Here is a 13,130-nt window from a genome sequence, read left to right as displayed (position 1 = left end):
CGCCGACCTCGACGAGGTCGTCCGCATCGGCGAGAAGGTGAACTCGGTCACCCGCACCATGGGGCTCGCGCTCACCGCCTGCATCCCGCCGGCGAAGGGGTCGCCGCTGTTCGAGCTCGGCGACGACGAGATCGAGATCGGTGTCGGCATCCACGGCGAGCCGGGACGGCGGCGCGCGAAGATGGCGCCGGCGAACGACCTGGTCGACGAGCTGCTGAACCCGGTGGTGGCCGATCTGCCGTTCCAGAGCGGAGACAGGGTCGCGCTCATGGTCAACGGCCTCGGTGGCACGCCGATCAGCGAGCTCTATCTCCTCTACGGGATCGCCCACGAGAAGCTCGCCGCCCAGGGCATCACCGTTGGCCGCAGCTACGTCGGCGAGTACTGCACCTCGCTCGACATGGCCGGCGCATCCATCACCCTGGTCAGACTCGACGACGAGATCGAACGGCTGCTCGCCGCCCCCGCCGAGATCGGCAACCGCATCTTCTAACGGAGCGCTGCTCGTGTCGCCGCATGCCCAGTTTCGTGATCGACACTGGCGCCGCCGTGGTCGAAGGCGACGTGGTCTCCCTCTACGAGTCCGTCGGATGGACGGCATATACCCGCGACGCCGCTCTGCTCATGAGGGCGATCTCCCGCTCGTCCTTCGTCGCCACGGCTCGGGAAGAGGATGGGAGGCTTCTCGGCCTCGTCCGCGCCGTTTCAGATGACACGACCATCTGTTACGTCCAGGACCTGCTGGTGCGACCGGATGTCCAGCGCACCGGCATCGGGCGCGCGCTGGTGGCCGAGGTCCTCACTCGATTCGGCACGCTGCGGCAGATCGTTCTCATGACCGACGACGAGGCCAGGCAGCGAGCCTTCTATCAGTCCCTGGGATTCGTTGAGGGCGCCGACCTGCCGGGCGGGCCGCTGAGGGCATTTCTGCGGATCGGCTGAACCGGGAGCCCGCAATCCGGTCCGCTGCAGAGTGGTCGCTACAGGCCGCTCAGAAGCCCTGAACAGACAGCCAGAGCAAACCGGCCGCGACGACGGCGACGGTCCAACTCACCAGGCTGCCTACGAGGAAGTACTCCGCCTTCGACCCCGACAGTCCATCGCGCGAGATCTCCGGGAACCGGACGATCCCCTTTGCCGCAATGATGGCGGCGACGATGGCATAGGCGCCGGAAAGCGTCAGCGCAACGATCAGCAGTCGTTCGAGCGGACCGATGAGACGGCCGCCCCGGAGATCGGCGCTCGAAAGATCCGTCGTGCTCGTCGCCACAGGACGCGCTTTCTCGGATCCCACCGTTCGTTGTCGCCACCGCATCCGCATCCGCGGTCGTCCGATGTCGTCGGCCTGAAAACCAGGTGCCTGCACGGGTTCGACGCGAGGGTGCAATGCTGCTCGGACGATCACATTGCTGCTCTCGGTGAGAAAGACAAATGTCGCCAGAGCGAGCGCCAGCGTGGGCAACTGCGTCGCACGCAGGAGCCCTATCGGCGCATCGGCATGCCAATCGACCACAAAACCGGATGTCGAGATGCCGGTGTGGTCGAACGCGAGGAGAAGAACAAGGGACCCGGCCAACCCGGCGACCGGCCACAGACCCGCCGGTCGCCTGACGTGCTCACGCGAGGTGGTGGTGGCCAGCCATCCGGCGGCCATCACGACCGGAATGATCGTCGCCCAGAGCGGCACTCCACAGCCAAACCAGCCGATAAACGTCACAGCCATCCAGATGATGGCGATGCCGATCCCCGCGGTGACGGCGGCACGGCGCTGACGCACGATGTCGGCGGAACCGATGAGAAGAAGAAGCAGTGCGGACAGCATCAGAGGGCGCCTCTTTTGAGGGTGTCGAGCGACGACAGCAGCGACGAACCTCCCGATTTTCGCATCGTCTGAGAGATGGCCGATTGGGAGACATTCTCATCGGACGCAAGCTCCCTCTGCGACCGACCGAGCGCGATTCCGAGTGTGACACGCCGCGCTCGATCATTCATCGCGCTGATGATGTGATCGCGGGTCAGCAGGTATGCGTTCACCAGCGATTCTTCCCAGAGCACGGTGCGACCGCCGGATGCTGCGTTCTCGTCCGATTGCGCTCGAAACCAACTTCGCAGCGTCGGGTTTCGCCCGTTCTCACGGGAATGGGCTTCGTCGATGGCCTCGCGAGCGAGCCACCATCCCGGCCCGTCCTGGAGGTGGCCGCTCATGCCCTCCCCCACCGTCTCGATCGCGCCCCGACCGATACCGAACCGGCAGTCGATTGAGGTCGGCAACGCAAGACGAGCGAGCATCGTCGCCTCGAGGGCCGCTGCCACTGTTCCAAAAACGCCCTGCAATTCGTCGCCGATCGTAGGCCGGATGGGCTGACTGGCTGGAACGCGCTCGTTCACAAAACGAAATGTCTCTTCAATCTGCACCTGCATGGCCGACCTCGCCACGATCCGTCGTGAATGCACCAGATCGACAATGACCGGCACGGGGGACGCTGAAGGGAGCATGGAATAAGGCTACAACTTATAGCGCCACAATATGAGCCATGGGCTTATTTGTAACAGTTATAAGTGCATAGCTTATGGAGCTATGCTGATCGAACGGCAGCAGCAAGAGTGAGCGGCGTTGCCACCGATGTCTAGGCTGGGAGCATGGCAACGGTCATCCTCGTGCGGCACGGACGTACCATCGCGAACGCCGACGGCCTGCTGGCCGGACGCAGTGCCGGGGTCAGGCTCGACGACGTCGGCCGCGGACAGGCGGCCCGGGTGGCCGAGCGTCTGTCCGTCGTGCCACTGGTCGGGGTCGTCTCCAGCCCGCTGGAGCGCTGCAGGCAGACGGCGCGGATGATCCTCGAGCAGCAGGCCGGCGCGCTGGCACGGCCCATCGAGAAGGACATCACCGAATGCGACTACGGACAGTGGCAGGGCCGCACCCTCAGCGAGCTGGCCACCGAGGATCTGTGGTCCGTCGTCCAGACACAGCCGTCTGCCGCGGTCTTCCCCGGTGGCGAGTCCCTGGCGGCGATGCAGGCCAGGTCCGTCGCCGCGATCCGCCGCCACGACGCGAGGTTCGAGGCGGAGCACGGCCCGGGTGCCGTCTGGGCGGCGGTGAGCCACGGCGACATCATCAAGTCCATCCTGGCCGATGCGCTCGGGATGCATCTCGACCTGTTCCAGCGCATCAGCGTCGGCCCCGCGTCGGTCTCGATCGTGCGCTATGGCGCCAGTCGCCCCGAGATGCTCGCCACCAACAGCGGATCGGGCGACCTCTCCTGGCTCCGCGCGGCACCGGCCGCGACCGATGATGCACCGGTGGGCGGCGGGGCGGGACCCGGACCGTCTGAGGCGTCCGGCTCCTAAAATATCCCTATGCCCACAATCGTCCACGAGTTCGCCTGGCCCGACCGAGTCGTCGTCGGCACCGTCGGGCGGCCGGGATCCCGCACCTTCTACCTGCAGGTGCGCGCGGGAGACCGGCTCGTCAGCGTCGCCCTCGAGAAGGAGCAATCCGCTCTGCTCGGCGAGAAGGTCGATGAGATCCTCGACGAGCTGATGGCGAGCGAAGACAATCCGGTCACCATCCCGACCGAGACCCCCGTCGAGCTCGTCGACAACGATCCGCTGGAACTGCCGGTCGAGGAGCGCTTCCGAACGGGCGCGATGACCCTCGGCTGGGACCCCACGACGGCACAGGTCGTGATCGAGGTCTACCCGCTCGTGGACGAGGTCGAGGAATTCGAACCGCTCGAGTCGGAGCCGGACGAGGTCCTCCTGGTCCGGATCCCGGTGGGCACGGCTCGCGCGTTCGCCAAGCGCACCCTCGAGATCGTCGGGGCCGGACGGCGGATCTGCCCACTCTGCGGCCAGCCCATGGATCCGGACGGCCACGACTGTGCGGGGTTGGACAGCTTCTGATGGTCGCCGGGGCCGACCTCGACAGCGCGGAACTGGAGCTCACGGCTCGGATCACCACGGCCTCGAACGCGACCTTCCTCGGCAGGATCGACGAGGTCCCCGTCGTCTACAAACCGGCGGCCGGCGAACGCCCGCTCTGGGACTTCCCCGATGGCGACCTCGCCGATCGGGAGGTCGCCGCCTACCTGGTCTCGGAATCGTTCGGCTGGAACATTGTTCCGCGAACCTGGCTGCGGGACGGCCCGTTGGGCCCGGGAATGGTGCAACTGTGGCGGGAGCCGGACCCCGACCAGGACGCCGTCGACCTCGTCCCGGCCGACGCGGTGCCGGAGAACGGCTGGTGCCGGGTCTTCGACGGCAGTGACGAGCTCGACCGGCCGGTGACGCTCATCCACGAGGACTCCCTCGCGCTGCGAAGGATGGCCGTGTTCGACGTCGTCGTGAACAATGCCGACCGCAAGGGCGCCCACATCCTGGAGATGACGGACGGTCACCGCCACGGGGTCGACCACGGGCTCACCTTTCATGTGGAGCACAAGCTGCGGACGGTGTTGTGGGGCTGGCTGGGCGAGGAGCTCAACGCCGACGAGCTCGACGGCCTCGAACGGTTCGGTGCCCGCCTCGCCGGCGACCTCGGCCGGAGGCTGGCGGCCCTGCTCAGCGGCCCAGAGATCGAGGCCCTGGCCGAACGCTGCGAGCGGCTGCGGTCGGAGGGCCGGTTCCCCGCCCCGCGCGGTCCGATGCCCGCGGTGCCCTGGCCGCTGTTCTGACTCAGAAGCCCCAGCCGCGGCCGAACATGCCGTCGAAGTCTCCGCCCGTCGGGCCCGCACCGCCGCCTCGCCGTGCGCCGAGATAGGAACTCACGACGGCCGCGCCCAGGTCGTCCGCCTCCGGCGACACCACGGTCCCGCCCACTCGCCTGGCCATGGTCTCGATGAATCGGGCAAGACCCGGGTCCTCCCCGAGGCGGAAGAAGGTCGTGTGTGCCCCCAGACGCATCGATGCGTCGAGCTCGCGGACGGCGTGTGCCACGGTCAGCGAGTCGGGCGGATAGCTGAAGTAGACCTCGCCGTCCGGCTCCAGGTGGGAGGTGGGCTCACCGTCGGTGACGATGAGCAGCACCGGCTGCGCGTTCGGATGCTTGCGGAAGTGGCGGTTGGCCAACAGCAGCGCGTGGTGCAGGTTGGTCCCCTTGTCCCAGATGGCGTCGAGGCCGACGAGCTCATCGATCTCCATGACCGACGCCGTACGACCGAAACCGATGAGCTGCAGGTCGTCGCCGCGGAAGCGACTGGTGATCAGGGTGTGCAGGGCCAGCGCCGTCCGCTTCATCGGCACCCAGCGTCCGTCCATGGCCATCGAGAACGACGTGTCAACGAGCAATGCGACGCACGCCTGGGTGCGCGCCTCCGTCTCCTGCACCTCGACGTCCCCGATCTCGATCCGGACCCCGTCGCCCGTCGGCCCGCCCTCGCCGGCCGTGCGGGTGATGGCGTTGGTGATGGTGCGGGTCACGTCCCACGGTTCGGTGTCGCCGAAGGCCCACTCGCGGCTCGCGCCCGATCGCTCGCCCGCGGCACCCGCCTGGCGGAGGTCGCGGTCACCCTGCCTGCCCGACATCGTCTCGGCGATGTCGCGCAGCAGAGTCTTGCCCAGCTGACGCATGGCCTTCGGGGTGAGTCTGAGCAGCCCGTCCGATCCGCGCTTCATCGTCCCGGAGTCGCGCAGCGCCCTCTCCAGTTGCTGAAGAGCACGGGCGTCGACCGCAGCGGCATCGCCGAGCTGGCGGGTGAGCTTGTCGAGGTCGAGATCGTCCAGCCGGGAGCCGTTGTGTGATTGCGCGAGCTGCTCTGCCAGTTCGTCGAGATCGGCGAGGTCCTGAAACACCCCGGTGCCGTCCCCGAGACCGAGGCCCTCCTCGCCGTCCATCCGCTCCGCGCCGCCCCAGTTCTCGCCGGGACGCAGCGAGCGAAGGGTGCCGTCCAGGCGGGCGAGCGAGCTCATCAGGTCCGGCGTGCCGAACGCCTGCTGGGCAAGCGCGTCGAGCTCGTCGCGCTGCTCCTGGGTCATCGAGTTGCGCATCCGCTGGGCGGCCGCGGCACGCGACGCCAGCGTGTCGAGGAGCTCGTCGATCGTCCGGGGATTCTCGGGAAAGAAGTCACCGTGCTTCGCCATGAAGTCGTCGAACTGCTCCTGGGTGTCCTCCCCGCGTCGATGGGCATCGAGCAGCTCGTTGAGGTCGTCCAGCATGGTGTTGACCGCGGCTCGGTCGGCATCCGTGGCATTCTCGAGGGCCTGCTTCATGCCGGCGAAGCGCTGCTCCAGCATCTCGGCCCCGAGAAGATCCTTGATCTTCGCGAAGTCCTCACGGGCCTTCGGGCTCTGCCAGCGATAGTCGCTCAACTCGCTGACCGCCGCGGCAACCGACGAGGGCAGGCTGTCGAGCTGGAGCTCGGCCAGGGCCCGATCGCCGTCGTCCATCTCGGTGTCCCTGGCGAGCTGTTTGCGCTCCTCGAGCACGGCGCTATCGAGCAGCTCCCGGATCTGCTGGAGAGTGCCGTCGAGATTGTGTTTCCTGGACAGCTCGCGCCGACGTTCGGCGACCCGGCGCGCCAGGTCGTCCAGGCCGGGGCGATCGCGACCTCCCCGGCGGAGGAACTCGCGCAGGGCGTGCTGGGGAGAGGAGCCGCCCATCACGTCCTCGCCAATGGTCTCCAGGGCCTCCCGCAGGTCGATCGGAGGGGCGAGCGGATCCGGGCCTCCCGCGTACTTCGTGTAGCGCGAGTCGCGGGTGAGGCGCCGATTGGTCCTAGCCATAGATGGCCTCTCCCCCGCCGCTCTCCTTGCTGACCCTCCTGGCCAGGTACAGGCCCTCGAGGGCCAGCTCGATCGCTCCGGCCCGTTCGCCGATGCTCGTTGCATCCAGCCGCTCGCAGATGTCGTCGTACAGCGGTGACTCGCCGAGGGACGGCAGGCCGGCCAGGAAGTCGCGAGCGGCGATCTGCTCGCCGGTCGTCACCATGATCCCGCTCTCGAGCGCGTCGACGAGGACGGTGAAGTCCAGCCCCCGGAAGTGAGCCCTGGCCGTCTCGGCGGTGGCGGTGCGGAGCAGGTGGTCGAGGATCTCGTCTTCGCGACCCTCCTCGCCGGACTCGAACTCGATCTTGCCGCCGAGCACGTCGACCGCCGTCTCCAGGTCGATCGGCCGGGCCACGGCCTCCTCCTCGCCCTGGCGCGCCGCCCGGTGCAACGCGGCGGCCGCGATGGTCTCTGCACCGGCGATCGCGAAGCGCGCGCTCACACCGCTGCGCTGGTCGACGGCGCTGGACTCCCGCAGGCCCCGGGTGAAGCGGGCCAGAATCTCGACGAGATGGTCGGGCACCTCGGCGACCAGCTCGGCCTCCTGACGGATCACGGCGACCTCGTCGGACAGCTCCGTCGGGTAGTGGGTGCGGATCTCGGCACCGAAACGGTCCTTCAGCGGGGTGATGATCCTGCCGCGATTGGTGTAGTCCTCCGGGTTGGCGCTGGCCACGACGAGCACGTCCAGCGGAAGCCGAAGCACGTAGCCGCGAATCTGGATGTCGCGCTCCTCCATGACGTTGAGCATCGCCACCTGGATGCGCTCGGCGAGGTCGGGAAGCTCGTTGATCGCGACGATGCCGCGATGACTGCGCGGGATGAGACCAAAGTGGATCGTCTCCGGATCCCCGAGACTGCGACTCTCCGCGACCTTCATGGGATCGACGTCGCCGATCAGGTCGGCGACGCTCGTATCGGGGGTGGCGAGCTTCTCGAAGTATCTCTCGTCGCGGTGTCGCCAGAGGATCGGCAGGTCGTCTCCCAGCTGCTCCGCGCGCCGCCTGCTCGCCGCGGTGATGGGCTCAAAAGGATGCTCGCCGAGCTCGGACCCCTCGATGACCGGGGACCACTCGTCCAGCAGACCGGCCAGGGTGCGCAGCAGCCTGGTCTTGCCCTGTCCACGCTCGCCGAGCAGGACGATGTCGTGCCCGGCGATGAGGGCGCGTTCCAGCTGCGGGATGACGGTGAACTCGAAGCCGTGCAGACCCGGCCAGGGGTCGCGGCCCGCGCGGAGGGCGGACAGGAGGTTGTCACGGATCTCGGTGCGCAAGGTCTTCTGGATGTGCCCCGATGACCGGAGCTCGCCGACCGTTGCCATGGTTGGACGATTCACCACAGCAACGCTACCCCCGGCGTCGGCCGGCAGGTACGGTCCGACCAACCCCACGGCGTTTTCACAACCGGGTAGCGTGTGACCATCGATGTCCCTCGATCGGGAAGGCGCCATGCCGAACTTCACCATGAGACTCGAGCTGGTGCCGCTGCCGGTGTCGGATGTCGATCGGAGCATCGCGTTCTACCGGGATCTGGCCGGGTTCCACCTCGACCACGACGTACGACCCGGGGGCGGCATGAGGGTCGTCCAGCTCACTCCGCCCGGCTCGGCGTGCTCGATAGTGTTCGGGGTGGGCATCACCGATCCCGACAGCGGGCCTGGATCCGTCAGGGGTCTTCATCTTGTGGTCGACGACGTCGACGAGGTCAGGCGGTCGCTGGTGCAGGCAGGGCTCGCCGTGAGCGAGATCGCCAATCTCGGCGGGGTGAAATACGCCCACTTCGCCGATCCGGACGGCAACTCGTGGGCCTTGCAGGAGATACCGGCGGCCGTCGGATCCTCAGACGCCTAAGGCGGGCCCCGCTCGAGCCGATGGGGCGCCCGATCGACCGGCGCTAGAGCCAGACCGTCGCGAGCCAGATCAGGACGGCGGCCGCGACGAGCAGGACAACGTTCATCTCGATGATTCTCGTCTCGCCCCGGCGCAGGTGCACGACGATCGCCCCGATCTGCACCAGCAGCAGCCCGATCGCCGCAGCGAGGGCGAGGGGCGGCAGGATTCCGATCAGCGGCGGGAGGATCAGGCCGATCGCCCCAAGCACCTCCAGGATTCCCACCGTCCGCACGAAGCCCATCGGCATGGTCTCGACCCAGGCCATCATGGGCTGCAGTGCCGCTTTCGAGCGCACGACCTTCATCCCGCCGGAGTACAGGTAGAACACGGCGAGCAGCCCGGCGAGGATCCAATAGGCGATGACCATGTGGTGATCCTATCGGCGCCGGGCGGCCGGGGTGAGCTCGTGTTGACCGTAGCTGTTGTCGGCCGGGTTGATGGTCACACCGGGTGCCACGAGCTCGTCGATGCGATCGAGGATGTCGGCGGACAGGGTGACCTCCGCGGCGGGAAGGTAGGACTCGAGCTGCTCCATGGTGCGCGGACCGACGATCGCCGAGGTGACACCGGGATGGCCGATGACAAAAGCGATCGCCAGCTCGATGAGGCTCATCCCCGACTGCTCGGCGAGCTGCGCGAGCTCCTCGACCACGTCGAGCTTGCGCTGGTTCGCCGGGCTGGTCATGTCGAACCGCGCGCCCGGCCGGGCACTCGAGGCGGGGGCGGACGCGGCATCCCTTCGCCACCGGCCGGAGAGCCAGCCGCCGGCGAGCGGGCTGTAGGTGAGGGTCCCCATCCCGAACCGCCGCGTCGTCGGGAGCACGTCCTCTTCGATGCCGCGCACCAGGATCGAATACGGCGGCTGCTCGGTGACGAACCGTTCCAGACGGCGCTCGCGCGACGCCCACTGCGCCTCGACGATCTGCGACCCCGAATAGGAGGACGAGCCGATGTAGCGGACCTTGCCCTGCCTGACCAGATCGGTGAGCGCACCGAGCGTCTCCTCGACATCCGTGTCCGGGCTGGGACGGTGGACCTGGTAGAGGTCGATGTGGTCGGTGCGCAGCCGGCGCAGCGAGTTCTCCACCTCCCGCATGATCCAGCGACGTGAGCCGCCCCGGTGATTCGGGTCGTCGTCCATCGGCATGAAGAACTTCGTGGCGAGGAAGACGTCGTCCCTGCGCCCCTCGAGCGCCTCGCCGACGATCTCCTCCGAGACACCGCCGGAGTAGACGTCGGCCGTGTCGACGAAGTTGATGCCGGCGTCGATGGCGCGATGGATGACGCGGATCGAGTCCGACCTGTCGTCGTTGCCCCACGGGCCGAACATCATCGCGCCGAGGCACAGCGGGCTGACCTGGACGCCGGTGCGTCCGAGATATCGATAGTCCATCGTTGGTTCCTTGTCTGGGATCGTGAGCGAGTGCGGGGGCCGCGGCGTTCAGGCCTCGGGAATCTCCCGGGAGAAGAAGTCGCGCGGGACATCCGGATCCGGGCCGTTGCGGACACCGGTGTCGAGGCCGTCGATGCGGACGAGCTCGTCGGCGCCGAGCTCGAAGTCGAACACGTCGAAGTTCTCGGCGATGCGCTGCGGGTTCGTCGACTTGGGGATCGCCGAGCGCCCCTCCTGAAGGTGCCAGCGCAGCATGATCTGCGCCGCCGTCTTGCCGTGGTCCTCGGCGATCGATCGAAGGGTCGGATCGTCCATGACACTCCTGCGCTCGTCGCCGAACCCGGGATAGAAGGTGATGCCGCCGATCGGCGACCAGGCCTGAGTCAGGATGCCGTGCTCGGCATCCGCCGCCTGCACCGCCGGCTGGGTGAAGTAGGGGTGCAGCTCGACCTGATTGACGGCCGGCACCACGGTGGTCCGCTCGAGCAGCTCGGCCAGGTGGTGGGGCATGAAGTTGCTGACGCCGATGGAGCGCACCCTCCCGTCCGCGAGCAGGGTCTCGAGCGCCGTGTACGCGGCGATGGTCTTCTCGAACCGATCCGGCGCCGGCTGATGCAGGATGAGCAGGTCGAGCTGGTCGACGCCGAGCTTGCCCACCGCCTTCTCGAAGGCGTGCAGGGTCTCGTCGTAGCCGTAGTCGCTCACCCAGACCTTCGTCTCCAGGAACACCTCGGCGCGGTCGATGCCGGCGCGACGCAGGCCCTCGCCGACCTCGCGCTCGTTGAAGTAGGCGGCGGCCGTGTCGATGTGCCGATAACCGGTCGTGAGTGCGGCCTCGACCGCCGCGGTGGTCTCCTCGGGAGCGCTCTGGAAGACACCGAAGCCGAGCGCCGGCATCGTGATGCCGTTGTTCAGGGTGATGGTGATGGTCATGACTCTCCTCGAGTTGAATTGTTGGATCGATCGACCGGGCTCAGGCGCAGCGTGAGCGCGTGCGCCCTCTCGCCGACGACGGAGCCGACGATGCGCTCCCCGTACCGGTCGTATTTGCTGTGGTAGGCCGCGTCGATGGCGTCCTGGTCGGCGGCTCCGACCTCCGAGAAGACGACATCGCGCTCGACACCGCCGGCCTGGATGCGCCCGGTCCCCGCGCGCTTGGCTCGCACGAACCAGGGGTTCTCCGGACCGTAGGCGGAACGGACGAAGACGTCGTCTCCGGCACGGACCGCCCAGATGATGACGTAGGGGCGGAGAGTGCCGTCCGCACGGCGGGAGGCGATGCGCAGCTCGTCGGCCGCGCCGATGCGTTCGAGCTCGGATTCGGTCCAGTCGGTCATGGCCGCACCATGACCTTCAGCGCGGTCCGCTCGTCCATCGCGCGATAGCCGTCCGGAACCTCCTCGAGACCGAGCTCGCGATCGAAGACCCTGCCCGGTTGCACGGAGCCGTCGAGCACAGCGGGCAAGAGCCGCTCGATGTAGGCGCGCACGGGGGCGGGGCCGCCCGTCAGCGTGGCGTTCTTGCCGAACAGCGACCACCCGATCGGTCCCTCCCGGTACTGCGGCACGCCGACCCGCGAGATCACACCGCCCGGACGCACGATGCCGACCGCCTGCTCGTAGGCGGGCAGATGGCCGACGGCCTCGAGCACCCTGGGCGCGCCGCGTCCGCCGGTGAGCTCGAGCACCGCGGAGATGCCCTCCTCACCGCGCTCGGCGACGACATCGGTCGCCCCGAACTCGCGCCCGAGGTCGGTCCGCACCGGGTGGCGCCCCATGAGGATGATCCGCTCGGCGCCCAGCTGCTTGGCCGAGAGCACGGCGAGCAGGCCGACGGCGCCGTCGCCGATCACCACGACGGTGTCACCGGCGGTCACCCCGGCGCACACGGCGGCATGCCAACCCGTGCCGTAGACATCCGACAGCGTCAGCAGGCCGGGATAGAGGGCCTCGTCGACGGAGCCGGGGACCACGACGAGCGTGCCATCCGCGAAGGGCACCCGGACCGCCTCCGCCTGTCCACCGGCCGTGCCAAGGGCGGTGTCGTTCCAGAATCCGCCGTGTTCGCAGGCGGTCTGCAGGCCTTCCCGGCAGAACTCGCAGGTGCCGTCGGAGACCGCGAACGGCGCGATGACGAAGTCGCCCTTCGTGACCGTCGTCACCTCGCTCCCGACCTCCTCGACCACGCCGATGAACTCGTGGCCGATGGTCTTGCCCGTCGGCCTCGCGGGCAGGGTGCGGTAGGGGTGGAGGTCGGAGCCGCAGATGCAGGAGCGGGTGACCCGCACGATCGCATCGGTCGGATGCCGGAGCGTCGGGTCCGGCGCATCCTGGACGCGGACGTCGCCGGCTCCGTAGATGAAGGTGGCCCTCATGGTGTCCTTTCGTCGCTGTGCAGATGAACCGCCCGGTTTCCCGGACGGCCACGTCTCCATTCAACCGGGTCGGCGACCCTCCTGGCAGTGACGGATGTTCCGGGTAACGCCAGTGCCTCCCTGCGGGCGCGCCGCTGGCGTAGCGTCGGAGGATGACCCAGACCGAGGATGTCCGCGAGTTCCTCACCTCGCGCCGCTCACGCCTGACGCCCGAGCAGGCGGGGCTCCCCGCCTACGGTGGCAACCGCCGGGTGAAGGGGCTGCGGCGCGAGGAGGTCGCCATGCTCGCGGGTATCAGCGTCGACTACTACGTCCGCATGGAGCGCGGCAGCCTCGCCGGAGCGTCGGACACCGTTCTCGAGGCGCTCAGCCGGGCGCTCCAGTTGGACGAGGCGGAGCACGACCATCTGTTCGACCTCGCCCGCAAGGCGAGCGACTCCCCCGCGCATCCGCGTCGACCCTCCGCCCTGCGGGTTCGCCCGTCCGTGCAGCAGATCCTCGACGCGATCACCGACGCCCCCGCGTGGGTCCGCAACGACCGCCACGACATGCTCGGAAGCAATCGGATGGCCCGCGCCCTCTACGCCCCCATGCTCGCCGATCCCCGCAGGCCGGCCAACAACGCGCGCTTCACCTACCTCGACCCCGCGTCGAGGGAGTTCTTCTCCGACTGGGAGCAGGCCGCGGATGACATCGCCGCCATGCT

At 68.3% G+C, this 13,130-nt stretch carries 16 protein-coding genes; 7 read left to right on the top strand and 9 right to left on the bottom strand.

What is annotated here, in order from left to right; translation table 11 throughout:
- On the top strand, positions 1–493 hold a 493-nt coding region (locus tag VGC18_RS04600; protein ID WP_331094697.1), incomplete at its 5' end, for a dihydroxyacetone kinase subunit DhaK.
- Between the two features lie 23 nt (positions 494–516).
- Positions 517–942, top strand: a complete 426-nt coding sequence (locus VGC18_RS04595; protein ID WP_331094695.1) for a GNAT family N-acetyltransferase — start codon at positions 517–519, stop codon at positions 940–942.
- Positions 943–991: 49 nt separating this feature from the next.
- Here the strand turns inward: VGC18_RS04595 and VGC18_RS04590 are convergent, their stop codons facing one another.
- Together VGC18_RS04590 and VGC18_RS04585 are read right to left on the bottom strand one after the other, a co-directional pair.
- Complete coding sequence (locus VGC18_RS04590; RefSeq protein ID WP_331094693.1) at positions 992–1,822, bottom strand: hypothetical protein; 831 nt, start codon at positions 1,820–1,822, stop codon at positions 992–994.
- The gene (locus tag VGC18_RS04585) at positions 1,822–2,496 is read right to left on the bottom strand and encodes a SatD family protein (protein WP_331094691.1); all 675 of its coding nucleotides are present in this window, start codon (positions 2,494–2,496) and stop codon (positions 1,822–1,824) included. The genes VGC18_RS04590 and VGC18_RS04585 overlap by 1 nt, the downstream gene beginning before the upstream one ends.
- Before the next feature lie 144 nt (positions 2,497–2,640).
- Here VGC18_RS04585 and VGC18_RS04580 point away from each other — a divergent pair, with 144 nt between their 5' ends.
- Genes VGC18_RS04580 through VGC18_RS04570 form a run of 3 tightly spaced genes read left to right on the top strand, consistent with a single transcriptional unit; the run spans position 2,641 to position 4,676 of the window.
- Positions 2,641–3,351, top strand: a complete 711-nt coding sequence (locus VGC18_RS04580) for a histidine phosphatase family protein (protein WP_331094688.1) — start codon at positions 2,641–2,643, stop codon at positions 3,349–3,351.
- A gap of 9 nt (positions 3,352–3,360) precedes the next feature.
- Positions 3,361–3,906, top strand: coding sequence for a DUF3090 domain-containing protein (locus VGC18_RS04575; RefSeq protein ID WP_331094686.1), 546 nt, complete (start codon positions 3,361–3,363; stop codon positions 3,904–3,906).
- Entirely contained in the window at positions 3,906–4,676 is a 771-nt protein-coding gene (locus VGC18_RS04570; RefSeq protein ID WP_331094684.1) for an SCO1664 family protein, read from the top strand. Before VGC18_RS04575 ends, VGC18_RS04570 begins: the two co-directional genes overlap by 1 nt.
- A gap of 1 nt (position 4,677) precedes the next feature.
- Here VGC18_RS04570 and VGC18_RS04565 read toward each other — a convergent pair whose 3' ends face one another.
- Both VGC18_RS04565 and VGC18_RS04560 read right to left on the bottom strand, forming a co-directional pair.
- Positions 4,678–6,723: a VWA domain-containing protein gene (locus VGC18_RS04565; RefSeq protein ID WP_331094682.1), complete on the bottom strand. Its 2,046-nt coding sequence runs from the start codon at positions 6,721–6,723 to the stop codon at positions 4,678–4,680.
- Positions 6,716–8,086, bottom strand: coding sequence for a magnesium chelatase (locus tag VGC18_RS04560; RefSeq protein WP_414672853.1), 1,371 nt, complete (start codon positions 8,084–8,086; stop codon positions 6,716–6,718). Before VGC18_RS04560 ends, VGC18_RS04565 begins: the two co-directional genes overlap by 8 nt.
- A gap of 103 nt (positions 8,087–8,189) precedes the next feature.
- Between VGC18_RS04560 and VGC18_RS04555 the strand changes: the two genes are divergently transcribed.
- The gene (locus tag VGC18_RS04555; RefSeq protein ID WP_331094678.1) at positions 8,190–8,615 is read left to right on the top strand and encodes a VOC family protein; all 426 of its coding nucleotides are present in this window, start codon (positions 8,190–8,192) and stop codon (positions 8,613–8,615) included.
- Between the two features lie 43 nt (positions 8,616–8,658).
- Here the strand turns inward: VGC18_RS04555 and VGC18_RS04550 are convergent, their stop codons facing one another.
- From VGC18_RS04550 to VGC18_RS04530, 5 genes are read right to left on the bottom strand one after another with little or no spacing between them, the layout of a single operon-like run.
- The gene (locus VGC18_RS04550; RefSeq protein WP_331094676.1) at positions 8,659–9,024 is read right to left on the bottom strand and encodes a DoxX family protein; all 366 of its coding nucleotides are present in this window, start codon (positions 9,022–9,024) and stop codon (positions 8,659–8,661) included.
- Between the two features lie 9 nt (positions 9,025–9,033).
- Positions 9,034–10,050: an aldo/keto reductase gene (locus VGC18_RS04545; protein WP_331094674.1), complete on the bottom strand. Its 1,017-nt coding sequence runs from the start codon at positions 10,048–10,050 to the stop codon at positions 9,034–9,036.
- 48 nt (positions 10,051–10,098) lie between these two features.
- On the bottom strand, positions 10,099–10,983 hold the full coding sequence (locus VGC18_RS04540) for an aldo/keto reductase (RefSeq protein WP_331094672.1): 885 nt from the start codon (positions 10,981–10,983) through the stop codon (positions 10,099–10,101).
- Positions 10,980–11,387, bottom strand: a complete 408-nt coding sequence (locus VGC18_RS04535; protein ID WP_331094670.1) for a DUF2255 family protein — start codon at positions 11,385–11,387, stop codon at positions 10,980–10,982. The genes VGC18_RS04540 and VGC18_RS04535 overlap by 4 nt, the downstream gene beginning before the upstream one ends.
- A complete protein-coding gene (locus VGC18_RS04530) occupies positions 11,384–12,424 on the bottom strand; it encodes a zinc-dependent alcohol dehydrogenase family protein (RefSeq protein ID WP_331094668.1) in 1,041 nt (346 codons plus the stop codon). Before VGC18_RS04530 ends, VGC18_RS04535 begins: the two co-directional genes overlap by 4 nt.
- A 152-nt stretch (positions 12,425–12,576) precedes the next feature.
- Here VGC18_RS04530 and VGC18_RS04525 point away from each other — a divergent pair.
- On the top strand, positions 12,577–13,130 hold a 554-nt coding region (locus VGC18_RS04525), incomplete at its 3' end, for a helix-turn-helix transcriptional regulator (RefSeq protein WP_331094666.1).

Source organism: Lacisediminihabitans sp., assembly GCF_036404185.1.
Taxonomy (GTDB): domain Bacteria; phylum Actinomycetota; class Actinomycetes; order Actinomycetales; family Microbacteriaceae; genus Lacisediminihabitans.
This window is presented reverse-complemented; position numbering and strand designations above follow the sequence as displayed.

What these genes read in the sequence shown, in the direction of transcription:
- VGC18_RS04585 (WP_331094691.1), bottom strand. Translation starts at nt 2,496, where the DNA reads ATGCTCCCTTCAGCGTCCCCCGTGCCGGTCATTGTCGATCTGGTGCAT.
- VGC18_RS04545 (WP_331094674.1), bottom strand. Translation starts at nt 10,050, where the DNA reads ATGGACTATCGATATCTCGGACGCACCGGCGTCCAGGTCAGCCCGCTG.
- VGC18_RS04560 (WP_414672853.1), bottom strand. Translation starts at nt 8,086, where the DNA reads ATGGCAACGGTCGGCGAGCTCCGGTCATCGGGGCACATCCAGAAGACC.
- VGC18_RS04580 (WP_331094688.1), top strand. Translation starts at nt 2,641, where the DNA reads ATGGCAACGGTCATCCTCGTGCGGCACGGACGTACCATCGCGAACGCC.
- VGC18_RS04540 (WP_331094672.1), bottom strand. Translation starts at nt 10,983, where the DNA reads ATGACCATCACCATCACCCTGAACAACGGCATCACGATGCCGGCGCTC.
- VGC18_RS04575 (WP_331094686.1), top strand. Translation starts at nt 3,361, where the DNA reads ATGCCCACAATCGTCCACGAGTTCGCCTGGCCCGACCGAGTCGTCGTC.
- VGC18_RS04550 (WP_331094676.1), bottom strand. Translation starts at nt 9,024, where the DNA reads ATGGTCATCGCCTATTGGATCCTCGCCGGGCTGCTCGCCGTGTTCTAC.
- VGC18_RS04530 (WP_331094668.1), bottom strand. Translation starts at nt 12,424, where the DNA reads ATGAGGGCCACCTTCATCTACGGAGCCGGCGACGTCCGCGTCCAGGAT.
- VGC18_RS04555 (WP_331094678.1), top strand. Translation starts at nt 8,190, where the DNA reads ATGTCCCTCGATCGGGAAGGCGCCATGCCGAACTTCACCATGAGACTC.
- VGC18_RS04565 (WP_331094682.1), bottom strand. Translation starts at nt 6,723, where the DNA reads ATGGCTAGGACCAATCGGCGCCTCACCCGCGACTCGCGCTACACGAAG.
- VGC18_RS04595 (WP_331094695.1), top strand. Translation starts at nt 517, where the DNA reads ATGCCCAGTTTCGTGATCGACACTGGCGCCGCCGTGGTCGAAGGCGAC.
- VGC18_RS04570 (WP_331094684.1), top strand. Translation starts at nt 3,906, where the DNA reads ATGGTCGCCGGGGCCGACCTCGACAGCGCGGAACTGGAGCTCACGGCT.
- VGC18_RS04535 (WP_331094670.1), bottom strand. Translation starts at nt 11,387, where the DNA reads ATGACCGACTGGACCGAATCCGAGCTCGAACGCATCGGCGCGGCCGAC.
- VGC18_RS04590 (WP_331094693.1), bottom strand. Translation starts at nt 1,822, where the DNA reads ATGCTGTCCGCACTGCTTCTTCTTCTCATCGGTTCCGCCGACATCGTG.